The organism is Halomonas sp. FeN2 (assembly GCF_020595105.1).
Classification (GTDB): domain Bacteria; phylum Pseudomonadota; class Gammaproteobacteria; order Pseudomonadales; family Halomonadaceae; genus Vreelandella; species Vreelandella neptunia.
The window spans coordinates 2,183,840-2,207,017 of record NZ_CP074200.1; the positions used below are offsets into that span (position 1 = coordinate 2,183,840).

The 23,178-nt window shown below is 55.7% G+C and carries 23 protein-coding genes; 18 read left to right on the plus strand and 5 right to left on the minus strand.

Annotated features, from left to right (window positions below; all coding sequences use genetic code 11):
• Window positions 1–70: 70 nt before the first annotated feature.
• Window positions 71–1,315, minus strand: coding sequence for a phosphoglycerate dehydrogenase (gene serA / locus KF947_RS09940; RefSeq protein WP_227406149.1), 1,245 nt, complete (start codon window positions 1,313–1,315; stop codon window positions 71–73).
• Between the two features lie 248 nt (window positions 1,316–1,563).
• Here serA and KF947_RS09945 point away from each other — a divergent pair, with 248 nt between their 5' ends.
• The 5 genes from KF947_RS09945 to KF947_RS09965 all read left to right on the plus strand — a co-directional run bounded on the left by KF947_RS09945 (window position 1,564) and on the right by KF947_RS09965 (window position 6,179).
• Window positions 1,564–1,854: an exodeoxyribonuclease VII small subunit gene (locus KF947_RS09945; protein ID WP_227406150.1), complete on the plus strand. Its 291-nt coding sequence runs from the start codon at window positions 1,564–1,566 to the stop codon at window positions 1,852–1,854.
• Window positions 1,848–2,741 carry a (2E,6E)-farnesyl diphosphate synthase gene (gene ispA / locus KF947_RS09950; protein ID WP_088700219.1) on the plus strand — a complete coding sequence of 298 codons (894 nt, stop codon included), beginning with the start codon at window positions 1,848–1,850 and terminating at the stop codon, window positions 2,739–2,741. The genes KF947_RS09945 and ispA overlap by 7 nt, the downstream gene beginning before the upstream one ends.
• A 2-nt stretch (window positions 2,742–2,743) precedes the next feature.
• Entirely contained in the window at window positions 2,744–4,669 is a 1,926-nt protein-coding gene (dxs, locus tag KF947_RS09955) for a 1-deoxy-D-xylulose-5-phosphate synthase (RefSeq protein WP_227406151.1), read from the plus strand.
• 32 nt (window positions 4,670–4,701) lie between these two features.
• Entirely contained in the window at window positions 4,702–5,466 is a 765-nt protein-coding gene (gene djlA / locus KF947_RS09960) for a co-chaperone DjlA (protein ID WP_227406152.1), read from the plus strand.
• 89 nt (window positions 5,467–5,555) lie between these two features.
• The gene (locus tag KF947_RS09965; protein ID WP_211594458.1) at window positions 5,556–6,179 is read left to right on the plus strand and encodes a glutathione S-transferase family protein; all 624 of its coding nucleotides are present in this window, start codon (window positions 5,556–5,558) and stop codon (window positions 6,177–6,179) included.
• Window positions 6,180–6,259: 80 nt separating this feature from the next.
• Here KF947_RS09965 and cheZ read toward each other — a convergent pair whose 3' ends face one another.
• From cheZ to ribA, 3 genes are all read right to left on the minus strand, one after another.
• Window positions 6,260–6,946: a protein phosphatase CheZ gene (cheZ, locus tag KF947_RS09970; protein ID WP_227406153.1), complete on the minus strand. Its 687-nt coding sequence runs from the start codon at window positions 6,944–6,946 to the stop codon at window positions 6,260–6,262.
• A gap of 284 nt (window positions 6,947–7,230) precedes the next feature.
• Entirely contained in the window at window positions 7,231–7,950 is a 720-nt protein-coding gene (trhA, locus tag KF947_RS09975; RefSeq protein ID WP_211594460.1) for a PAQR family membrane homeostasis protein TrhA, read from the minus strand.
• 36 nt (window positions 7,951–7,986) lie between these two features.
• Complete coding sequence (gene ribA / locus KF947_RS09980; protein ID WP_088700213.1) at window positions 7,987–8,622, minus strand: GTP cyclohydrolase II; 636 nt, start codon at window positions 8,620–8,622, stop codon at window positions 7,987–7,989.
• Window positions 8,623–8,908: 286 nt separating this feature from the next.
• On the opposite strand from ribA, the gene hemE reads away from it, so the two are divergent.
• The 7 genes from hemE to KF947_RS10015 all read left to right on the plus strand — a co-directional run bounded on the left by hemE (window position 8,909) and on the right by KF947_RS10015 (window position 15,931).
• The gene (gene hemE, locus KF947_RS09985) at window positions 8,909–10,021 is read left to right on the plus strand and encodes a uroporphyrinogen decarboxylase (protein WP_133731862.1); all 1,113 of its coding nucleotides are present in this window, start codon (window positions 8,909–8,911) and stop codon (window positions 10,019–10,021) included.
• Window positions 10,021–10,887: a polyamine aminopropyltransferase gene (gene speE / locus KF947_RS09990; protein WP_133731863.1), complete on the plus strand. Its 867-nt coding sequence runs from the start codon at window positions 10,021–10,023 to the stop codon at window positions 10,885–10,887. Before hemE ends, speE begins: the two co-directional genes overlap by 1 nt.
• Before the next feature lie 258 nt (window positions 10,888–11,145).
• Entirely contained in the window at window positions 11,146–12,171 is a 1,026-nt protein-coding gene (locus tag KF947_RS09995; RefSeq protein WP_133731864.1) for an amino acid ABC transporter substrate-binding protein, read from the plus strand.
• Between the two features lie 101 nt (window positions 12,172–12,272).
• Window positions 12,273–13,463 carry an amino acid ABC transporter permease gene (locus KF947_RS10000; RefSeq protein ID WP_227406154.1) on the plus strand — a complete coding sequence of 397 codons (1,191 nt, stop codon included), beginning with the start codon at window positions 12,273–12,275 and terminating at the stop codon, window positions 13,461–13,463.
• Window positions 13,464–13,478: 15 nt separating this feature from the next.
• Entirely contained in the window at window positions 13,479–14,579 is a 1,101-nt protein-coding gene (locus tag KF947_RS10005; RefSeq protein ID WP_133731866.1) for an amino acid ABC transporter permease, read from the plus strand.
• Between the two features lie 102 nt (window positions 14,580–14,681).
• A complete protein-coding gene (locus tag KF947_RS10010) occupies window positions 14,682–15,410 on the plus strand; it encodes an amino acid ABC transporter ATP-binding protein (RefSeq protein ID WP_133731895.1) in 729 nt (242 codons plus the stop codon).
• Window positions 15,411–15,532: 122 nt separating this feature from the next.
• Entirely contained in the window at window positions 15,533–15,931 is a 399-nt protein-coding gene (locus KF947_RS10015) for a RidA family protein (RefSeq protein WP_133731867.1), read from the plus strand.
• Here the strand turns inward: KF947_RS10015 and KF947_RS10020 are convergent.
• Window positions 15,928–16,521: a histidine phosphatase family protein gene (locus KF947_RS10020; RefSeq protein WP_133731868.1), complete on the minus strand. Its 594-nt coding sequence runs from the start codon at window positions 16,519–16,521 to the stop codon at window positions 15,928–15,930. The genes KF947_RS10015 and KF947_RS10020 overlap by 4 nt on opposite strands.
• A gap of 173 nt (window positions 16,522–16,694) precedes the next feature.
• Here KF947_RS10020 and phnD point away from each other — a divergent pair, with 173 nt between their 5' ends.
• From phnD to KF947_RS10050, 6 genes are all read left to right on the plus strand, one after another.
• The gene (gene phnD, locus KF947_RS10025; protein WP_223288736.1) at window positions 16,695–17,687 is read left to right on the plus strand and encodes a phosphate/phosphite/phosphonate ABC transporter substrate-binding protein; all 993 of its coding nucleotides are present in this window, start codon (window positions 16,695–16,697) and stop codon (window positions 17,685–17,687) included.
• Between the two features lie 56 nt (window positions 17,688–17,743).
• Entirely contained in the window at window positions 17,744–18,541 is a 798-nt protein-coding gene (phnC, locus tag KF947_RS10030) for a phosphonate ABC transporter ATP-binding protein (protein ID WP_223288737.1), read from the plus strand.
• Window positions 18,528–19,340 (plus strand): phosphonate ABC transporter, permease protein PhnE, encoded by an 813-nt coding sequence (gene phnE, locus KF947_RS10035; RefSeq protein ID WP_223288738.1) that lies wholly within the window; start codon window positions 18,528–18,530, stop codon window positions 19,338–19,340. The genes phnC and phnE (KF947_RS10035) overlap by 14 nt, the downstream gene beginning before the upstream one ends.
• Complete coding sequence (phnE, locus tag KF947_RS10040; RefSeq protein ID WP_223288739.1) at window positions 19,334–20,143, plus strand: phosphonate ABC transporter, permease protein PhnE; 810 nt, start codon at window positions 19,334–19,336, stop codon at window positions 20,141–20,143. The genes phnE (KF947_RS10035) and phnE (KF947_RS10040) overlap by 7 nt, the downstream gene beginning before the upstream one ends.
• A 92-nt stretch (window positions 20,144–20,235) precedes the next feature.
• Window positions 20,236–20,664 (plus strand): host attachment protein, encoded by a 429-nt coding sequence (locus KF947_RS10045; RefSeq protein ID WP_223288740.1) that lies wholly within the window; start codon window positions 20,236–20,238, stop codon window positions 20,662–20,664.
• Between the two features lie 402 nt (window positions 20,665–21,066).
• Window positions 21,067–23,178: a methyl-accepting chemotaxis protein gene (locus KF947_RS10050; RefSeq protein ID WP_227406155.1), complete on the plus strand. Its 2,112-nt coding sequence runs from the start codon at window positions 21,067–21,069 to the stop codon at window positions 23,176–23,178.

A 23,178-nucleotide genomic window follows, 5' to 3' on the forward strand; every position in this document is an offset into this window, starting at 1 on the left:
CCTACTAAACTACGAAACGGCGCCTCTTGCGAGGCGCCGTTTTTACAACCCACTTATTCAACTAACTGCTTTAGTTGTTTTGCGCAGAGTAAAGGGCACGAATCTTCAGCGTATGCTCCACCTGTTTCAACGCTTCCAGCGCCTGGGGGCCGTAGGCTTTATCCACATCAATAACTACATAACCGACTTTTTCATTGGTCTGCAGGTATTGACCGGAGATGTTGATGTCATTTTCAGACAGCACGCGGTTAATCTGCGACAGCACGCCCGGCACGTTATCGTGAATATGCAGCAAACGGTGCTTGTCCGGGTGAGCGGGTAGCGCCACCTCGGGGAAGTTGACCGAGGTCACGGTGGTGCCGTTATCGGAGTAAGTGATCAGTTTTTCTGACACTTCAATACCGATGTTCTCCTGAGCTTCCAGGGTGGAGCCACCGATATGCGGGGTCAGAATCACGTTCTCCAGGCCGCGTAGCGGGCTCTGGAACTCCTCGTTGTTGCCTTTCGGTTCAACTGGGAAGACATCAATCGCGGCGCCGTTAAGCTTGCCAGCCTTAATCGCCTCAGCCAGCGCATCAATTTCCACCACGCTGCCGCGGGCAGCGTTAATCAAGATAGCGCCTTGCTTCATGGCAGCGATCTCTTTCGCGCCAATCATCCAGCGGGTAGAGGCAAGGTCGGGCACGTGCAGGCTGACCACATCGGCCCGGCCCAGAAGCTCTTCAAGGCTGCCTACTTGGCTGGCATTGCCCATGCCTAGCTTGGCAACTACATCGTAAAAAATGACGTTAAAGCCTAGCGACTCGGCCAGCACAGAGAGCTGGGCGCCGATGCTACCGTACCCCACAATACCCAGCGTTTTACCACGCGCTTCGTGGGAGTTCTTCGCTGACTTCAGCCAGCCACCCTGGTGAGCGCGGGCGTTTTTCTCAGGGATTCCGCGCAGCAGCATAATCGCTTCTGCCAGCACCAGCTCAGCCACCGAACGGGTATTGGAGTAAGGTGCGTTAAATACCGCGATGCCGCGAGCAAGGGCGGCAGTCAGATCTACCTGATTGGTGCCGATACAGAAACAGCCAACGCCGACCAGTTTTTCAGCCGCTTCGAACACACGCTCAGTGAGCTGGGTGCGGGAGCGAATACCGATGAAGTGAACATCGCGGATCTTGTCAATCAGCGCGTCTTCATCAAGGGATGTAGGCAGATGCTCGATATTTTCATAACCGGCGTTGTGAAAATTGTCCACCGCACTTTGGTGGACGCCCTCGAGTAGCAGGATCTTGATCTTGCTCTTGTCCAGGGACGTTTTGGCCATGGCTGAATCAACCTCTATGGTCGGCGGCATGCGCCGTGTATCGGTTCACGGGAGGCGCATATCGTAGCACAGCCCGCGCCGTTCAGGCCGGGTGTGAATGATGAAAAGTCTGCGTGCAGACGATGAATGGATCGCAAGTTGCGCAACAAGCTGTACTGAAGAGGGCAGACGCCGCCCCCCAGCCTCGGTGTATACTGTGGGCTTATTTCAGCTTATTTAAAAACATACCGGTTTGCAGGCACCCCCCAATGAGCGACAAGACATCACCCCCGCAGGACTTTGCCGCGACGGTTGAGCAACTCGAAACCATCGTTGAACGTCTCGAGTCAGGCGAGCTCTCATTGGAAGATGCACTGACCGCGTTTGAACAAGGCGTGCGGCTAACCCGCGATGCCCAGCAGCGTTTGGATAGCGCCGAACTTAAAGTGCGGGCGCTGAGTGAAGACAGCGAAGGGCGTTTAAACGTCGCCCCCTTCGCTGGCCCCGACGACCCCAAGGATGCGGCCGAGGATGACAGCAAGGAGACGCCCCCATGGTAGCCGTGCAGCCTAGCCAGCTTGCCACCCTGCGCCAGACCAGCAATGCCCGTGTAGATGCCACCCTGGCGGCGCTGTTTGATAGCCGCCCAGCGGTAGCGCCAAGGCTTGAAGCCGCCATGCGCCATGGCCTGCTTGCCGGTGGCAAACGCCTACGCCCGCTGCTGGTCTATATGGCCGGGCACGCGCTAGGGGCTGAAGAGAGCGCCCTGGACGCCCCCGCTGCGGCCATCGAGTTAATCCACGCCTATTCGTTGATCCATGATGATTTACCCGCCATGGATGACGACGACCTTCGCCGTGGTCAGCCCACGGTGCATAAAGCCTTTGATGAAGCGAGCGCAATTCTGGCCGGCGACGCCTTGCAGGCGCTGGCGTTTGAGGTACTGGCAAGCAACGCTCATCCACGGCTGGGCCATCTGGTGCACACCCTGGCTTCCGCCTCTGGACGTGATGGCATGGTGGCGGGGCAAGCGCTGGATTTAGACGCCGTTGGTGGCCACCCGGATGTCGACGCCCTGGCCCATATGCACGCCCATAAAACGGGCGCCCTCATTGTTGCCGCTGTGCGCTTGGGCGGTCTGGTTGCCGTTGAAGACTCCGACCCCCGCTTAACGGCGCTGACTCGCTACGCCCGCGCCATTGGGCTAGCCTTTCAGATTCACGACGACATCCTGGATGTGATCGGCGATACCGTTACCCTAGGCAAAACGTCAGGCGCCGATGCCGCACGCGCCAAGCCCACCTACCCCAGCCTGCTGGGGTTAGAAGGTGCTCAACGCAAAGCGCACAGCCTGATTGACGAGGCCATTGCCTCACTCGCCCCACTGGGCGAACGTGCTGCACCGCTGGCCGACTTAGCCCACTATATGATCGAGCGCGACCACTAAAGATGCCCATGAAGCTGTTCGACGAAATCCCCCGCGAGCGCCCCACGACGCCGCTGCTCGACTCCTTTGAGCACCCCGCCGCGCTGCGGGCCATGAACGCCAAGCAACTCGCCCAATTGGCTGACGAGCTGCGCGCCTACCTGCTTTATAGTGTGGGTGTTTCCGGCGGTCACTTTGGCGCTGGACTAGGCGTGGTTGAGCTGAGCGTTGCTCTGCACCATATCTACCAAACGCCCAATGACCGACTGGTGTGGGACGTAGGCCATCAGGCCTACCCGCATAAGATTCTCACTGGCCGCCGCGAGGCAATGCTCAGTATTCGCCAGCACGGCGGCTTGGCGGCGTTTCCCCGCCGCGCCGAGTCCGAGTACGACACCTTCGGCGTCGGCCACTCCAGCACGTCGATTTCGGCGGCGCTGGGAATGGCGCTGGCAGCCAAGGCACAGGGCGATAAGCGCCGTGTGTGCGCGATTATTGGCGACGGTGCACTCACCGCTGGCATGGCCTTTGAAGCCCTGGCCCACGCGGGCCACGTAGATGCCAACCTGCTAGTGATTCTCAACGACAACGAGATGTCGATTTCCGAGAACGTCGGCGGCATGGCGACCTATCTTGCCCGGGTGCTCTCCAGCAAGCCCTATCTGAAAATACGCGAAGAGAGCAAAAAAGTGCTTTCCCACCTGCCCGGCGCATTGGAACTGGCCCGGCGCACCGAAGAGCATATGAAAGGCATGGTCAGCCCCGCCACGCTGTTTGAAGAGATGGGCTTTAACTACGTAGGCCCCATGGATGGCCACGATCTCGACGCGCTCACCGATACGCTCGAAAACCTGCGTGACCTGGACGGCCCACAGTTTCTGCATATCAAAACAGTCAAAGGCAAAGGCTTCCTGCCCGCCGAGGCGGATCAGATTGGCTACCACGCCATTACCAAACTGGAAAAGCCCGAAACGCTAGCCAACACGACTACGGTCAAGAAACCAGTGGTTACCCCGCCACCCGCGAAGAAAAAATACTGCAATGTGTTCGGCGAATGGCTCTGCGATATGGCCGCCACCGATTCACGCCTGATGGGCATTACCCCCGCCATGCGCGAAGGCTCCGACCTGATTCGCTTCTCAAAAGAGTACCCAGAGCGCTATTTTGATGTGGCGATTGCCGAGCAGCACGCGGTAACCCTCGCCGCGGGTATGGCCTGCGAAGGCATGAAACCGGTGGTCGCGATCTACTCCACCTTTCTACAACGCGGCTATGACCAGTTGATTCACGACGTCGCGGTGCAGAACCTGGATGTTACCTTCGCCATTGACCGCGCAGGCTTGGTGGGCGAAGACGGCCCCACCCACCACGGCAGTATGGATCTCTCTTTCCTGCGCTGTGTGCCCGGCATGGTGATTCTGGCCCCGGCGGATGAGGCTGAGTGCCGCGCTATGTTGAGTGCCGCCTATCACCACCCCGGCCCCGCCGCGGTGCGCTACCCCCGCGGCACTGGCCCAGGTGTGGAGATCCCCGCGCACCTTGAGCCACTGGCCATTGGTAAAGCGGAAGTACGCCGCCATGCCGCCAACGACGGGGTGCGTATTGCGCTGCTCGCCTTTGGCAGCCTCAATAGCGCCGCAGCAGAAGTCGCCGAACGACTCAATGCTACCCATATCAATATGCGCTCCATCAAACCGCTGGATCGCGATGCGGTGCTTCACGCCGCCGATGAGCACGAACTATTGGTGACCCTGGAAGAGAACGTGGTAGCCGGTGGCGCAGGCAGCGCTGTGAATGAGCTGCTCCACGCCGAAGGCGTTCAGGTGGAAGTGCTCAACCTCGGCCTACCGGACGCCTTTGTAGAGCATGGCACGCCTGCGCAGCTGCTTACCGACTGCCAGCTGGATAGCGCAGGCATTGAGCAGGCTATTCGCGCCCGACTCCCGTAAGCCATTATTTTCACATTACTTTTGAGACCAATATGCTATTTCTGATTATTATCTTCGCCTTGATTGGCCTTGCGTTTGGTGGCCCGGTGGGCCTCCTGATTGGCGGTGGTCTGGGCTGGTGGCTAGGCAAACGCCTTAGCCGTCGTCTGAATATCGCTCGCATGCGCATCCAGGAGGGCTTTCTGGAGTCGATCTTCTCTGTGATGGGTTGCCTATGCCAAGCAGACGGCAAGGTGACCGACGGCGAGCTGGACATCGCTGAAAAGCTGTTTGACCAGATGCATCTTCAGGGCGAACAGCGTGCCAAGGCCCGCGCCGCCTTCGAACGTGGCCGCGCCGATGACTTCGACCTGGACACCGAACTAGCCAACGTTAACCGCCTCACCCAGCGCCAGCCGGTTTTGCGTCAGGTGTTTATCCAAGTGCAGCTAACCGCCATAGCGGCAGACGGGGTACTTCATCCCGCCGAGCACGAAATGATTCTGCGCGTCGCCCGGGGCGTAGGCTGTAGTGATGCGGAAGTCCAGCAGATCGAAGCGATGCTCCACGGTGCCGCTGCTAATTCCCAGGGCGCCAGCGAAGAGGCCCTCAAAGACGCTTACCGCGTGCTCGGGGTTTCTGAAGACGCCAGCGATGCAGAGATCAAAAAAGCCTACCGCCGCCTGATGAGCCAAAACCACCCGGACAAACTCGCCGGCAAAGGCCTCCCCGACAGCATGCGCGACGTCGCCCAAGCACGCACCAGCGAAATCGGCAACGCTTACGAGCGAATTCGTGAGGCGCGGGGTAGCGCTTAGAGGTAGCTCTAATAGATAGCATCGAGATAATCGACAGCGACGTTCACGCCCGTTAGATTAAAGCATCGATTTCTCGCCAGGAGCACGCCATGATCACGCTATACACTTTCCCCCACTCCCGCTCGCTACGCGCAGCGTGGACGCTTGAAGAGTTAGGCCTAGAGTATCAGTGCCAGCACGTAGCGCTGGATAAGGGTGAGGGCCAAACAGCCGAACATTTGGCGCGCCATCCGGACGGTAAGGTGCCGGTGATCGAGGATGGCGAGCTCACCCTCTTTGAATCGGCGCCGATTTGCCGTTATCTAGCGGAGCAGTATGGCGATGGTACGCTGCTGCCCAGCGATCCCGCCGCCCGCGCTCAGGTCGACCAGTGGCTTAGCTTTATTGTTACGGAAATTGAGCAGCCACTGTGGAATCAGGCCAAACATAAATTCGCCCTGCCTGAAGATAAGCGCGTGACGGCTGTGCTGCCGACCTGCGCCTGGGAGTTTCAGCGTGCGCTAAGCGCCCTCGAGCGTCGCTACAACGGTCAAGAAAACCTGGTGGGCAATACTTTTACCCTCGCGGATCTGTTTTTAGCCCATACCTTATCGTGGGCGATCAGCATGAAGCACCGCCTGCCCGAGCCGCTGGTGGTCTATCGCGAACGCCACATACGACGCCCCGCGATGGCTAAAGCAATTGAGAAAGAGCAGGCAGCCGCGAAGGGTTAATCAAAGTAAACGACAGCTAAGCGCTTTCAAAACCGTTGCTGGCAGCGCATGGCAACGGTTGTTTGCCGGTCTGAGTGCCCCTAAAAGCCAAGTTCATCAAGCAAATCATCGACCTGATCCTGGCCTGACACTGCGTCAACCTTGTTTTCGCCTACCTGGGGACCATTGCGCAGTTTGGCATGTTCATCGCGGCCATCTTCAAGCTTAACGCCATCGGTGACGTTAGGCACATTATCCACTAACACCTGAACAAGCTGCTCTTCGATGAGTTTGATGACTTCCATCATTTTCTTGATCACCTGGCCGGTGAGATCCTGGAAGTCCTGAGCCATCATGATTTCAAGCAGCTCTTTTTGTGTAGCCCCGGTTGCGCTGGGAAGCTTGCTGTTCAAAAAGTCCTGGGTGTCTTCGACGAGACTGGGATCACCCTCTACCGCCGCGAGCTTGGCTGCCGCTAACTGCCAGCGCTTATTAAGCGCAGCGCCCTCTTCTTCGAGACTGTCTTGCACGGGTTGCGCGCGCTCAACGGCATTCAAGGCCCGCTCTGCTGCCTGCTCCGTCATGGAGGCAACATAATTGAGTCGGTCATTGGCATCCGGTATCGCTTGCGCCGCCTGGGTAATTTGCTGATCTAAGCCCAGCTCTTTCATGCTGTCCCGCAGCAGGCGCGTCAAGTGGCCTATGCGATGCACCATTTCATCAGTACTGTCTTTTTTGCCCAGTACCGACGGCATGGTCGTGTCGTGGGCGTTGTTAACAGTGCTCATGACAATCCTCTTGTTGGAAAATCTTGTTGAATGTCGTTTTGGGTGTGGCGATAGACATCACTATGCGAATCCGCTGTGGTTTTTCAGGCCATTCGGCGTTAAATACATCCAGGTCAGTATTTAACCCTATTACTACTTTCGGCTTAATATCTTAAAACTTAAGTTTTTGGCTTAGTTTACAGAGGGATTCTACGACTTACAGGAATTTTCGAGCTGCTAAAAAGGCAACTAGTAGATAGGCAAATCGAAAAAGGAGAGTGATTTCGACGTCAGACTATTAACCGCTACGCAGCCGAAACGTGGGGCAACACGGCATTATAAACGGCAAAGTAGTGGCAGACGCTTCCGGCAACCACAAACAGATGCCAGATCGCATGGTTGTAGGGGATCGCGCGCACGGCGTAGAAAATAACGCCTAGTGTGTAGGTGATTCCACCCGCAGCAAGCAGGACGATCCCCGTTGTCGATAGGCTCGCTGCCATCTCGCCTGACGCCAGCACGATCATCCACCCCATAAGCAGGTAAATCGCCACGCGCAATATCGAAAAGCGCTGTGGCCACAGCAGTATGCAGGCAATGCCCACTAGCGCCAGCGACCACACGGCGGCAAACAAGACCCAGCCCGTCGTACCGCGCATATTGACGAGTAAAAAGGGTGTGTAAGTACCTGCGATAAGAAGATAAATCGCGCAGTGATCAAGTAATTGAAAACGCTGTTTCCAACGCCGATGAGGGATACCGTGGTAAAGGGTAGAAGCGGTATACAGCAGCACTAGCGTAGTGCCGTATAAGCTCAGGCTGACAATTTTCCAGGGGTCGACATGGGCGGCGTAGCTCGCCGCCACCAACAGTACTACCATTCCGACCAGACTGAGCACAGCACCAATACCGTGGGTGATACTGTGCAGCCACTCTTCAATAACGCTGAATTCACCCTGCTCTTCGGAAGGCTTTTCACGCTGTTGTTTATACTGCTGGTAATGCTCCTTACTGACGGCGTTCATCCTGGGGCGCTCCTGGCATGCCATCTCCCACTCATATCACCCCTTACGTTCAATATCTACATCGCTAGCCTGAGTGAAGTCATCCAAGGCCATCATGTGGCCAAGCTTGCCCGCTTTGGTGGATAGATACTGCTCATTATGGGGGTTAAGCCCGGTGGTGATCGGCAGGCGTTCGACGACATTCACGCCGTCGCGGGTGAGGGCATCCACCTTGCGCGGGTTATTGGTCATTAACCTTAACGATGTGATGCCCAAATGGTTAAGCATCGGCACGCACAGGTCATAGCGGCGCATGTCGGCGCCAAAACCGAGCTGCTCGTTGGCCTCGACCGTATCTGCCCCCTGATCTTGCAGGTGATAAGCGCGAATTTTATTCAACAGGCCAATACCGCGCCCCTCTTGGCGTAAGTAGAACAGGACACCGCGGCCCTCTTCAGCGATGCGTTTAAGCGCTTCCTGGAGCTGGTAGCCACAGTCGCAGCGCATGGAAAACAGCGCATCGCCGGTCAAACACTCGGAGTGCACACGCCCCAACACCGGCGCATCGCCGGTCACATCACCCAGCGTTAAGGCGATATGATCCTTGCCAGTGGCCTCATCTTCGAAGCCATGCATAGTAAATGTTGCCCAGGGCGTGGGCAGCCGGGAAGCGGCAATGAAGCGAATGGTCACAGGTTACCTCGCTGATTGACCAAACCAGTTAACCACACCAGTGTTGGCAAAGTGGGTCAGTATTCTAACAGGAAGCGGCGCAGGCCTCACGCTGGGGAAGAAGCTAAAATCGGCTTATTAGGCGAGAAAAATTGTCCGGGTGCGACGATTTTTGCCATCGTGTACGCCGCCCTAGCGCCTATCTTCAAGTACAATTGCTCCCATACGATCCCCAATACGGTTTCAAGTACGCTCCCAAGTACGGTTTCCAATACGATGCGGGCAAATTTCCTAAGAGCAAGTGTCTATGACCACTACACCTTTGCAAAATGATCGCTTTCTTCGCGCACTAGCGCGCCAGCCCGTCGACCGCACCCCGGTGTGGATGATGCGCCAAGCGGGCCGCTATCTGCCGGAATACCGCGCCAGCCGCGCCGATGCGGGCAGTTTTATGGATCTGTGCCGCAACCATGACCTAGCCTGCGAAGTCACCCTGCAGCCCTTGGAGCGTTACCCGCTGGATGCGGCCATTCTGTTTTCAGATATTTTAACCATTCCCGATGCCATGGGCCTGGGACTCTATTTTGAAACCGGCGAAGGCCCCAAATTCCGCAAAACGGTGCGCACTCAAGAAGAGGTTGCCGCACTCAGCGTGCCCGACGCCGAGCGCGACCTGGACTACGTGATGCGTGCAGTTTCCACCATTCGCCGCGAGCTGAACGGCCGCATGCCGCTAATCGGCTTCTCAGGCAGCCCCTGGACGCTGGCGACTTACATGGTGGAGGGCGGTTCCAGCAAGGACTTCCGCCATCTGAAAACCATGCTTTACGATACCCCGGATACCATGCACCAGCTGCTGGATACGCTGGCGCATGCGGTAACTGACTACCTGAACGCCCAAATTCGCGCGGGCGCCCAAGCAGTGCAGATTTTTGATACCTGGGGCGGCGCGCTATCTACCCCTGCTTACCTGGAGTTCTCTCTCCGCTACATGGAGCAGATCGTCTCCGGGCTGATCCGCGAGCACGACGGCCGCCGGGTACCGGTGATTTTGTTCACCAAAAACGGCGGCCAGTGGCTCGAGCATATCGCTTGCGCCGGTGCCGACGCGCTGGGTATCGACTGGTCTACCGAACTTTCCGACGCCCGCGCCCGGGTTGGTCATAAAGTGGCGCTACAAGGCAACCTGGATCCCAACGTATTGTTTGCCCGCCCCTCGGCTATCCGCGCCGAAGTGGCCCGGGTGCTGGAGAGCTACGGCCACGGCCCTGGCCACGTATTTAACCTGGGCCACGGTATCAGCCAATTCACCAACCCCGATAACGTCACCGCCTTTATGGAGGCGCTGCACGAGCTAAGCCCGCAGTATCACCGCGATATTCCGACTCACACCAATGCACAGTATTCAGGAGCCAATTGATGAGCGATTTACGCGACGACCAGTGGTTTACCGAAGTCTTTGACAGCCACGGCAGCGCTTTCTCACTGAAGATCTCTGAAAAACTCTTGGATGTGCAGAGCCAGTACCAGCATCTGGAGGTCTACGCTACCGAGACCTACGGTAACCTAATGGTGCTGGATGGCTGCGTGATGCTGACCGACCGCGACAACTTTCTCTACCACGAGATGATTGCGCATCCGGCGCTGTTTACCCACCAAGAGCCCAAACGGGTGGTGATCATTGGCGGTGGCGACTGCGGCACCTTAAAAGAGGTGCTGCGTCACTCGAGTGTCGAGAAAGTGACCCAAATTGATATCGACGAAGAGGTCACCAAGGCTTCTGAGCGCTTTTTCCCGTCGTTAGTGGAATCGAATAACGATCCCCGCGCCGAGCTGCTGTTCGCCGATGGCGTGAAGTGGGTGGACGATGCACCTGATGAGAGCATCGATGTGCTGATTATCGACTCCACCGACCCGGTTGGGCCTGCTGAAGGGCTGTTTAAAACAGATTTTCTCAAGCGCTGCCACCGTATCTTGAAAAGTGGCGGCGTGATGGTGCAGCAGAGCGAATCACCGCTTTACCACAGTGGCTCGATTATCCGTGAGCTGCGCAACGACATGCTAAAAGCCGGTTTTGACAGCGTTGCCACGCTACCCTTCCCGCAGCCGGTCTATCCCTCAGGCTGGTGGAGCGTGACGTTGGCGGGTAAAGCCACTGACGTAAATGCGTTCCGCGAGCAGGCAGCCGCTAACCACGACCTGCCCCTTGAGTACTATAGCGTTGACGCTCACCGTGGCGCTCTCGCCCTACCGCCATTTATGCGCAAGGCCTTTGCGGCCGAGTAACCCCACGCTTCACACCTGCCTGTATGTTACCGCCCACCTCAGCTCGCCCCATAAAGGTGCAAAGCGAGGTGGGCGGTAACCTTTTTTGCACCTAGACCTTCGTCTCGAATTCGTTGAGTAGCGTTGAAAAGCGCTGAATTAGCGCCTGTACCCCTGTTGGCATCTTCCTTGCTAGGTTTAGTGACATGCTGCGGCATGCAGAACTGTTTCAGTGACTGAATTTCAATAACCAATTTCAAGAACTTCGAGGGAAACTAAATGTTCAATAAAAAACACCTAGCGCTTCTGGCGTCCGCTGGCTCACTTAGCCTAGCGGGAATGGCGACTGCTCAAGCCGACACCCTGGAAGATACCATTGAGCGTGGCGCCGTTCAGTGTGGTGTGAGCGATGGTTTGCCGGGCTTTTCAGCACCGGATGACGACGGTAACTGGCAGGGCCTGGACGTTGATGTTTGTCGTGCAGTAGCAGCTGCGGTACTCGGTGATGCAGATGCGGTTAACTACATTTCACTCAATGCTGTTGAACGCTTTACCGCACTACAGTCGGGCGAGGTCGATGTACTGTCACGCAACACCACTTGGACGACTACCCGCGATACAACTCTGGGCCTGAACTTCACCGGCGTTAACTTTTACGACGGCCAAGGCTTCATGGTCGCCCGCGATCTAGGTATCACCGGTGCCGATGAGCTCGACGGTGCCTCTATCTGTATCCAGTCCGGCACTACCACCGAGTTGAACCTGGCCGACTACTTCCGTGCTAACGACATGGAGTTCAACCCGATTGTTTTTGATACTTCTGAGCAAACCGTAGGTGGCTATCAGGCTGGTCGTTGTGACGTGCTAACCTCCGATACATCTCAGTTGGCGGCGCTACGTATACAGCTAGACGATCCCTCTGCCTCGATGATCCTTTCAGACGTTATCTCCAAAGAGCCGCTAGGCCCTGTGGTTCGCCAAGGTGACGATCTATGGTTCAACATCGTGAAATGGTCACTGTTTGCCATGATTAATGCCGAAGAGTACGGCGTCACCAGTGAAAACGCTGAAGAAATGCTTAACTCTGAAGATCCCAACATCGCTCGCCTGCTGGGCCAAGACGGCAACTACGGCGAAGGCATGAACCTTGAAGCAGACTGGGCTTACAACATTATTAGCCAAGTCGGTAACTACGCTGAAAGCTTTGAACGTAACGTGGGTATGGACTCTCCGCTGGAAATTGAGCGCGGTGTCAACGCCCTGTGGAACGACGGTGGCTTCCAGTACGCTCCCCCGATTCGCTAAGCGTCTCGCTTGACCCCGGCCCGCCGCCCTCTACACAGATTTCTGTTTTAAGGGAATGGCGGGCCATTTGATTGACCTTCCGTGTAGCGGAGACGCCACCCATGTCTGTAAGACCCAACATTCGCCCCGCCGGCCACAAGCCGCCGTTTTGGCGAGACCGCGCTAAGCGCGCACTTATTTTTCAGCTCATTTTAGTCGCCGTTGTGGCGGCTTTCCTGATCTATATTATCGGCAATACCCAAGCCAACCTGAACGCCCGCGGCATCACCACTGGCTTCGGCTTCCTGGGCAACACAGCCGGCTTTGGTATTGGTCAAACCTTAATCGAATACTCTTCCCAGAGCACCTACGGCCGCACCTTTGTGATTGGCTTGCTCAATACGCTGCTGGTCGGTGGACTAGGGGTGCTAGCTGCTTCGATTATTGGTTTTATCGTCGGTATCGCACGACTATCGCCCAACTGGTTGATCGCCAAGTTGGCCAACGCTTATATCGAAACCTTTCGTAATATCCCGCTACTGCTGCAAATTTTCTTCTGGTACTTTGCGGTACTGCGTACCTTACCCAGTGCCAGAGAGAGCATGGCGTTTGGCGAAGCCATTTTCCTCAACGTGCGTGGGCTCTACCTGCCTCAACCGCTGTTTGAATCAGGGTTTGGACTGATTCCTGCAACCTTTGTGTTGGCCATCATTGCCAGCATTGCGTTGGTTATCTTGAACAAGCGCCGTCACGAAGCCACTGGCAAACGCCTGCCGGTTTTCTGGATGTCGCTGGTGATTATCTTTGGCCTACCGCTGCTGGTATTGGTCGCTACCGGTGTACCGGTGACCTGGGAGATGCCGGTACTGCGGGGCTTTAACTTCGGCGGTGGCATCACCATTATCCCTGAGTTCCTGGCCCTATGGCTGGCGCTGTCTATCTATACGGCCTCCTTCATTGCTGAGATTGTGCGCTCGGGCATCCAAGCCATTCCCCATGGCCAAACGGAAGCCGCCCAGGCGCTGAGCTTGCCACGCAACCTGGTTCTACGCCTCGTCGTCATTCCGCAAGCCATGCGCGTCATCATCCCGCCGCTCACCAGCCAATATCTTAACCTAATTAAAAACTCGTCCCTGGCCACCGCCATCGGCTACCCCGACCTGGTATCGGTTTTCGCCGGCACCACGCTCAACCAGACCGGTCAGGCCATCGAAGTTATTGCCATGACCATGGCGGTTTATCTGATCATCAGCTTGCTGGTGTCCATGTTCATGAACTGGTTCAACGCTCGCGTTGCGCTGGTCGAACGCTAGGCCGGAGGCAACCCCATGATTCACAATAAAGAAACCATACCTCAGCGCCCGGCCCCTAAAGGCACCATTGGCCCGATTGCCTGGCTACGCGGCAATCTGTTCAACGGCCCCATCAATAGCATTTTCACGCTATTGGGCCTCTACGTGCTGTACCTACTCGTGGTACCCACGGTTCAGTGGGCATTCATTGATGCCAACTGGGTGGGCGATAGCCGCGAAGACTGCACACAGGCGGGCGCCTGCTGGGTATTCGTTAACGCACGCTTCTCCCAGTTCATGTATGGCCTCTACCCCAGCGAGGAGTACTGGCGGGCCAATATCGTGTTCGCCATGTTCGCAGGCATTATTGCCTGGATGGTCATTCCGCGCCTTCCGTTCAAGCGCTGGATGGCGCTGTTTGCCCTGCTGATTTTCCCGGTGATCGCCTACGTACTGCTCCACGGCGGCTATTTTGATCTACCGCGGGTTTCCACCCACCGCTGGGGCGGCTTGATGCTGACGCTGCTACTGGCAAGCGTAGGGATGATTGGTGCGCTTCCTATCGGCATCGTACTCGCCCTTGGGCGACGCTCGAACATGCCCATCGTCAAAACCTTCTGCGTGATTTTTATCGAGTTTTGGCGCGGCGTGCCGCTCATCACCATTCTGTTTATGGCCTCGGTGATGCTGCCACTATTCCTACCGTCTGAACTTAGCGTGGATCGCCTGGTACGCGCCTTGATTGGCCTGACACTGTTCCAAAGTGCCTATATGGCCGAAGTGATACGCGGTGGTTTGCAGGCGATCCCTAAAGGGCAGGATGAGGCCGCCGCAGCGCTGGGGATGACGTATTGGAAGCGCATGGGGCTGATTGTGATGCCGCAGGCGCTAAAAATGATGATTCCCGGTATCGTCAATACGTTTATCTCACTGTTTAAAGACACCACCCTGGTCATGATCATCGGGCTGTTTGACCTGTTGGGCATAGTGCAAGCGGCGCTTTCCGACTCACGCTGGCTGGGCTTCTCGATAGAGGGGTATGTATTTGCCGCGTTCGTGTTCTGGATTTTCTGTTTCAGCATGTCGCGCTACAGCCAGTACTTAGAGCGCAAGCTAAACACCGGCCATAAGCGCTAGTTCGAGTTTAACTACGAGCGCCGCATCTCATTACGTTTTAAGTAGGATATCAACATGACACAAGCAGCCACCAACACCTCGGACACCAGTACTTCTGACCTGATGGTCGAGATGCGCAACGTCAATAAGTGGTACGGCGATTTTCACGTACTGCGGGACATCTACCTTGAAGTAAAACGCGGTGAGCGTATCGTGGTTTGCGGCCCTTCGGGTTCGGGTAAATCAACGCTGATTCGCTGCATTAACCACCTTGAAGAGCACCAGAAAGGTGAAATTGTGGTGGGTGGCGTACCGCTGACCCAAGACGTTAAGCGTATTGAGCAGATTCGTCGCAGTGTCGGCATGGTATTTCAGCACTTCAATCTATTCCCGCATTTAACGGTGCTGGAAAACTGCTGTATCGCGCCAATGTGGGTACAAAAGAAGCCCCGCAAAGAGGCCGAAGCGCTGGCCATGGAGTATCTGGAGCGCGTGCGCATTGCCGAGCAGGCGACTAAGTACCCAGGGCAGCTCTCCGGTGGTCAGCAGCAGCGTGTAGCGATTGCCCGCTCACTGTGCATGCACCCTGACGTCATGCTGTTTGACGAACCCACCTCCGCCCTCGACCCCGAGATGATCAAGGAAGTACTCGACGTTATGGTGGAGCTTGCGGAAGAAGGCATGACCATGATCTGTGTAACCCACGAAATGGGCTTCGCCAAAAAAGTGGCTGACCGGGTCATCTTTATGGATCAAGGTCAAATCATTGAAGAGAATGCGCCAGAGCCGTTCTTTAATGACCCGCAGTCTGAGCGTACCAAACTGTTCCTTAGCCAGATTCTGGGGCACTAATACACAGCCCAAGCAATAAAGTAGTGTGGATAAGTCAATCATCATGGGCCTCACTTGAGGCCCATGATGGTTAACAACTTTAAAAAAACAGCCAGTAAAAACAGTTAACTAAGGATAAAAGCATGATTGAAAAACTGTTTATCGACCGCGCGCCCCAGCCCATTGCGCCTTTTTCCCACGCCTGTCGCGTAGGTGATCTGGTCTTTATCACCGGGCAAATGCCGACGGTGCCAGAAACCAACGAGATGCTTTTGGGCACCTTCACTGAACAGACCCATCGGGTAATGCAAAACCTGGCGATTGTGCTGGAAGAAGTCGGCAGTGCCTTCGAGTATGTGGTTCAGTCCCGGGTGTTTATTACCAATATGGGCCACTTCGAGGAAGTCAATAAAGTCTACGCCAGCTACTTTCCACAGCCGCTACCTACCCGTACCTGCATCGGGGTGACCGGCTTAGCCGGTGGTGCCGATGTGGAAGTCGATATGATTGCCTGGATCCCGCCTGCGCAAGACGGCGCCTAATCGCCCACTTGCGTAATGCTCGCGGGAAGTAACGCGGGCTGCTCACGGTGCTGGGTAAGGGGCTTATTCGCCAGCGCCGTTAATAGGATTTGCAGCGGATCGCCGTGACTCACCAACAAGATGGTTTCACCGCTAACCTGCTGCTCCCACTCCGCTATCACCGCCTGCATACGGCTCGCCACTCCGCTCAACGCTTCTACCTGATAGTGACGATGCTCGGCATCCTCGGCATCCAAAGCCCACACGCTGGGATAGTGATCGTCTCCCTGCCCCTCTAATTCACCAAAATTTCGCTCTCGCAAGCGCGTATCCACGCTGGGCACCAACCCAAACCTAGCTGCCACATGGGCGGCGGTTTGACGAGTGCGCAAAAAATCTGAATGCACCACGCGGGTCGGCACCGGCCACTGCCAATCGGCAACTAATTGGGCAAGCTGTTGCTCGCCATGTTCAGAAAGACCGAAGCGTTCTATTCCCCGCTCTGGCGAGCTGACAATCACGCCCTGCTGATTGGCCTGACTATGGCCGTGGCGCATTAATAAATAGCGGTTGCGCCAATGGTCGGAGAGGGGCTGTAAAGTATTTGACATAAGTTTGTCACAAACCCTAGATTGAAGGTGTCTGCTTTCGAAAATAACCATCCTTGGCGCGGAATGTCCACTTACGAAACATTTTTCGTTTTCAGTAGTGGCAAAACGCAGCAAAGGAAACACAGTTCGACCCAGAGCAAGAACACAACAATAACGCACAAACGAGGCTTACCATGGCAACTTCGCTCTTCCGCAAGTGCCCGCTTGCGATGCTTACCGCCGCATCTCTATTACCGCTCGCCCTGCTCACTACGCCCGCTTTCGCTGAGTGCGAACGCGGCGATTTAGATACTATTTACTGTGATGAAAATGGCGATATGGTCGCCGACCGCCCTGCCGATGAGTCTGAGTGGGCTAATCCAGACACGCTGATTTTTGCTTATACCCCCGTAGAAGACCCGGCCATCTATTCAGATATTTGGCAGCCCTTTATCGATCACTTAGCTGAGGTTACCGAGCGGGATGTGCGCTTCTTTGCTGTGCAGTCCAACGCTGCTCAAGTTGAAGCTATGCGAAGCGGGCGCTTACATATCGCCGGTTTCTCCACTGGCCCTACGCCTTTTGCGGTGAACTTGGCCGGGGCCGTGCCGTTTGCGTTAATGGGCTCTGATGACGGCCAATTCGGCTATACCCTGCAGTTGTTTACCCATGTCGACTCTGATATCCATGAGGTAGAGGATCTCAAAGGCAAACGCGTCGCCCATACTTCTCCAACGTCCAACTCGGGTAACCTAGCCCCTCGCGCTCTGCTGCCCGAACTCGGCATTACCCCCGATGAGGATTATGAAGTGGTCTACTCGGGCAGCCACGACCAATCCATGCTGGGCGTCGTGGCTAAAGACTACGATGCGGCTCCGGTCGCTTCCGAAGTAGTCGAGCGGATGGCGGCGCGCGGACTTTACGATGAAGAGGACGTGCGCCTGATATTTGAGTCCGATCGTTTCCCCACCACCTCGTACAATTACGCGCACAACCTGCACCCCGATCTGGTCGAAAAAATTGAAGAAGCCTTCTTCAGCTTTGATTTTATCGGCACCGAGCTAGGCGAAGAGTTTGAAGGCGTCGAAAAATTCATCCCCATCAACTACCAAGACAACTGGAAGGTGATTCGTACCATCCAAGCGGCCAATAACGTGAGCTATACGCCCGAAAATTTGGAAGAGTAAACGTAGCGCACCGCCGCCGGCGGTGCGGTTATTGTCTCGACGATGGAAGCGGACACATGCTGGAAATTACCAATCTGGTCAAACGCTATGGCCACGATGAAGCCGTGCTGAAAGGGCTTGACCTCAAGGTAGAGGGAAACAGCGTTGTTTCTATCGTAGGTGCCTCGGGTGCAGGTAAAAGCACCATGCTGAGATGTATCAATCGCCTGGTCGAACCAACCTCGGGCTCGATCAAGCTCAATGGCAATGAGCTGGTAAACCTGAAAGGCGGCGACCTACGCCGTGCCCGACGCAAAATAGGTATGGTTTTCCAAGGCTTTAACCTGCTCGACCGATTAACGGTAATGGAGAACGTGCTGGCCGGGCGATTAGGCTACGTCAATCTCTATCAAGCGATCTCACGCCGCTACCCCCAGGCCGATATCGAGCGCGCCTTTGTGCTGATGGAGCGAGTCGGTATTGCCCACTACGCCAACAAGCGCGCTGATGAGCTTTCCGGCGGTGAGCGCCAGCGGGTAGGCGTTGTGCGTGCGTTGATGCAGGAACCGGAAGTACTGCTGGCCGATGAACCCACCGCCTCGCTTGACCCACGCACCTCTGAACAAATCATGATTCTACTGCAAAGCCTGGCCAGCGAGCTGTCGCTGCCGGTGCTGATTAATATCCACAACGTTGCTCAGGCCAAAACCTATACCGAACGCATTGTGGGTCTACGCCACGGCAAGATGATCTTTGATGGGTTGCCTGCCGATTTCAATAAAGACGCGTTAGACGCCATCTACGGTGGCATTGAAGCGCCGGACGATGCAATTACCGATACGCCAGCGGAGGAGCGCTCCCATGACTCCGCCTGAGCCCCCTTCAACGGCGCCACGCACCTGGAGAAAACCGCCGTTTATTGCCAACCCGTTGCTACGCTATGGGTTAATCGTAGTTGCCGTGGTTTATCTGGTCTGGGCCTTCGGTTCACTGCCGTTCAACTGGGCGCGGATCTCTGAAGGGCTGCCCCGCGCAGCACGCATTTTTAGCGGCGGTTTTCCACCTAGCCTAGAGCGCTACGAGTTGCTTTTAACGGGCTTTAAAGAGAGCTTCCAGATCGCCATTTTGGCTACCCTGTTAGGGGTTTTTCTATCGATCCCGTTTGCCGTCATGGCGGCCCGTAATATTGCCCCAATGCCCATCTATGTCATTGGCCGGGCAGTGATTATTGTGTCGCGCAGCTTTCACCCGGTGATTGTCGCCATTCTATTTGTTGCCGCCGTTGGGTTTGGTCCGCTAGCGGGCATTCTCACCTTAACGCTCTACTCAATCGGCTTCGTGGGTAAGCTGCTTGCCGAAGAGATAGAAGAGATTGACTGGGGTCAGGTAGAGGCCATGAAAGCCGCTGGGGCCGGGTATGTAGCAATTCTGTTCTATGCCGTTTTTCCCCAGATACTGCCACGCCAAGTAGGGCTTTCCATGTACCAACTTGACAGTAATCTACGTGCCTCGGCGGTGGTCGGGATTGTCGGTGCAGGCGGTATTGGCGGCACGCTGATGAACGCCTTTGGGCGCTACGACTACGACTTCGCCTTTGCGATTCTGCTCATTATCATCGCGGTCATTTTGCTCAGCGAAGGTGTCAGCGGCTGGGTAAGGAAAAAAATATGGTAGATCACGCACAGCAGCTTGCCGACCGGGTTTGGCAACGCTACGACCGCAAACAGCGCCTTATCCGTTATGGCGTACTTTTAGCCACCTTGATGGTGGTGGTATGGGCAGTACGCGATATTGATATTTTCTGGCCGTGGGTATGGGATGCGCCCAATCAAATTTCTGGACTTGGGGCACGCATGTGGCCGCCCAGCCCGGCTGGGCTGAACGGTATTATCGCAGCGCTGATCGAGACTGTGCATATCGCTACGCTGGCCACTTTCTTAACCATCTTTTTGGCGCTACCGGTGGCCTACATTGCTGCCCAGAACACCACGCCTAACCGGGCCTGTCTGTGGCTGGGCCGCTTCATTCTGGTCTCCAGCCGTTCGGTAAATACCATTATCTGGGCGTTGCTTTTCGTGGCAATTTTTGGCCCTGGCGTGCTTGCGGGCATTCTCGCCATCGTGTTTCGCTCCATTGGCTTTATCGGCAAGCTAATGGGTGAAGCGATAGAGGAGATTGACCGGCGACCGGTAGAGGCCATGGAGGCCACCGGGGCTTCCAAGGCCAAAGTGGTCGCTTACGCGATTGTGCCCCAAGTCATGCCCGCGTTTTTTGCCATCGTCATTCTGCGCTGGGATATCAATATCCGCGAATCGACCGTGCTAGGGCTAGTGGGCGCCGGGGGGATCGGCGTTATTTTACAGGGAGCGATTGATACCTTCGCCTGGCCTACCGTAGCAACCATTTTGATTGCCATTATTGTGCTGGTGCTGATTGGTGAAGCCGTCACCAGCCTGCTGCGTAGCAAGGTGCTGTAACCCAGCTTGTTCAAGCCATGGCAAGCGTTTGACCTAACGCCAAACGCTTGCCATGGTTAGATGACCATCAACGACATGGAGTATGCACAGCGATGACAACTTATATCGTGGTAGCCGACGCCGCTCGCGCACGTATTTTTACCCGAGATGCCTTAACGCTGGCGGAGCAAGAGAGCCTGGTTCACGCAGAAGGACGGCTGCATGAAGGTGACTTGGTCACCGATGGTCGAGGCGATGTGCATGAGTCGATGTCCACTACCTCGCGCTCGGCTGGCGAAGAGGGGACGGCTAGTAAGCACGAAAATGAGCTGTTTGCGAAAGAGGTCGCTCAGCGACTTTATAGCGCTCGAGTAGACAATAGTATGGAGAAGCTGATTATGGTCGCGCCACCCAAATTTTTAGGCCTACTACGGGATAAGCTTGATGGCCCCACACAAAAGCTTGTTATTCACTCCCTCTCAAAAGACCTCAGTAAAGCCTCACTGAACGACATCCAACATGCGGTTAGCGACCTCCGCTAGTCATTTAAACGGTAATTAAACTTTACGACTAAAGGTAAAGTCGCTCTCGTCGATAGTTGAAAGGTCTCCCTTTTATCTTGCGCGGTCACAACGCGCTGATACAAACTTCGACCCAGAGAGCGACTATGTTTGCATCATTAAGAGTCCCAATCCTACTTGACGACTTGGCCGTCATTCCCCTTGCCCAAGTCATTAGTGGTGTTGCCAGCTATATCACCGATAAACACCATAATAGCCAACCAGTAAGTCATAACCTCAGTCCCTTAGCGAAAGGAAACCCACAGGTCAGTACCGTGGGGGCCTTCACTCTTTCAAGTAGCCCAGCGCCCCAGAATGCCCATAATCTTGCGCCCTCTCCTCTGCTGCAATATGCATTAACATAGTATAAAGAGATCAATAACAATGAAATTTAAGTCCGTCCGCACCCTCATTGCCACGCTGGTCGGTGGTTGCATCCTTCTGGTCGTGGCTGCGCTTGTCATCTATTCGGTGATTGCCAATGCACGCTCCCAGGCGCTGGTTGAAAGTCAGACGAAGGAATTACTCGAACGCAACATCGAAGCGCGCCTGACGGCGATCGCCTCCGCCCAAACCGAAGAAATCAAAGGAGAGCTTGAGCACGCTCTGACCCTTGCCACTAGCTTGGCTAACACCAATGCCATGATAGGTCAGGAGGACGAAAACGGGCGGCCTTTAATGACCATGAGTCGCCGCGAGCTTTCGCTGCTAGTGCGTCAAACCGTTGTGGATAATACCGAACTACTTGATGCTTTTATTGGCTGGGAGCCTAACGCCTTTGGTAGTGATGCACGTTATACCGGGCGCGAAGACCAAGGTTATGGCCCTGACGGCCGCTTTATGCCCTGGTGGTATCGCACCGAAAGCGGCGATATTGAAGTTTTGGCGCTGGGCAGCGACATGGAAAACCAAGAGCGCGATGCTGATGGAATCCGGCGCGGGGAGTACTATCTATGCACCAAAGAAACGAAGCGTAGCTGTGTTGTCGACCCCCACCTATACGATTATAACGGCGAGACATTACTGGTTACTTCGTTTAATGCGCCCATCCTGGTAGACAATGAGTTTCGCGGCAGCGCCGGCGTTGACCTGTCTGTTGAATTTATTCAGAGTCTGCTAGAAGAGGCCAATGCATCGCTCTATGACGGCGCTGGAGAAATCGCGCTGATCGCTTCTCAAGGTGCTCTGGCGGCCTATACCAGCTCGCCTGACCTGCTAGGCAAACATGTTGAAAACGTGCTCGATGCTGACCTCCAGGCTGGCATCGCTCAGGCGCAGCAAGGTGAGAAAGTGCGCAGGCTCGACACAGAGCAGGGCATGACCGAACTTTACTGGCCCTTTTCCATTGATGAGAGTGGTAACCCCTGGGTATTGATGATCCGGCTACCTGAAAGCGCCGTGCTTGCAGGTCTAAATAACTTACAAGAGCAAATGCAAAGCCAACGCGAGACTTCGACACTCGGTATGATTGGCATGGGTCTGGTGATCGCCTTTTTGGGTCTGATTGCCAGTTGGTTGCTGGGAAGCAGCATCTCTCGCCCGCTGAAACAACTGGCCGATCGCATGCGCGAGATCGCCTCTGGAGATGGCGACTTAACCCAGCGGCTACCGGTGCGTGGGCGTGACGAAGGGGCAGAGCTGGCGATTCAGTTCAATGCCTTTGCGGTCAAGATCCACGATGTATTGGTTGATGTACGCACCAGCAGTGAATCCGTTCACCATGCGGCCAATGAGATCGCCATGGGCGGCCAGGATTTGTCTCGCCGCACCGATAATGCAGCCGCAAGCCTGCAGCAGACCTCTGCCTCGATAGAGGAAATCACCAGCACGGTTCAACACACGGCGGCCTCGGCCAAAGAAGCCAACAAACTGTCTCAGACCGCCTCAGAAGTAGCCAGAGAAGGCGGGCAAGTCGTGGCGAATGTGGTCACTACCATGGAAGACATTACCCACGCGTCGGACAAGATCGGTGAAATCGTCACGTTAATGAACAGCATTTCGTTCCAGACCAACCTGCTGGCGCTCAACGCCTCAGTGGAAGCTGCACGGGCGGGTGAGCATGGTCGCGGCTTTGCCGTGGTGGCGGACGAGGTACGCAAGCTGGCAGGGCGCAGCAGCGAGGCGGCCAACGATATCCAGAAACTGATTGAGGATTCTCAAAGCAAGGTCAATAACGGCACCACGTTGGTGCGTAATGCTGGGTCTACCATGAAGGAGATCGTGGCGCATATTACCCGCGTGACCGATGTTCTGGAGGAGATCAACGCCGCCACCAGCGAGCAAAGCGAAGGTATCAAACAAGTCAACATCGCCGTCGCAGAGCTGGATCGCATGACCCAGGAGAACGCGGCCATGGTGGAAGAGTCCACGACTGCTGCCGAGCAGTTGAAAGAGCAAGCCGACCATTTAGCGGTCACCATAGGCAGTTTCAAACTATCTCAACACCCACCGGCTCCGCTAACGTTAAAGTCCGCCCAAGCGTTGCCATCGTTTTGA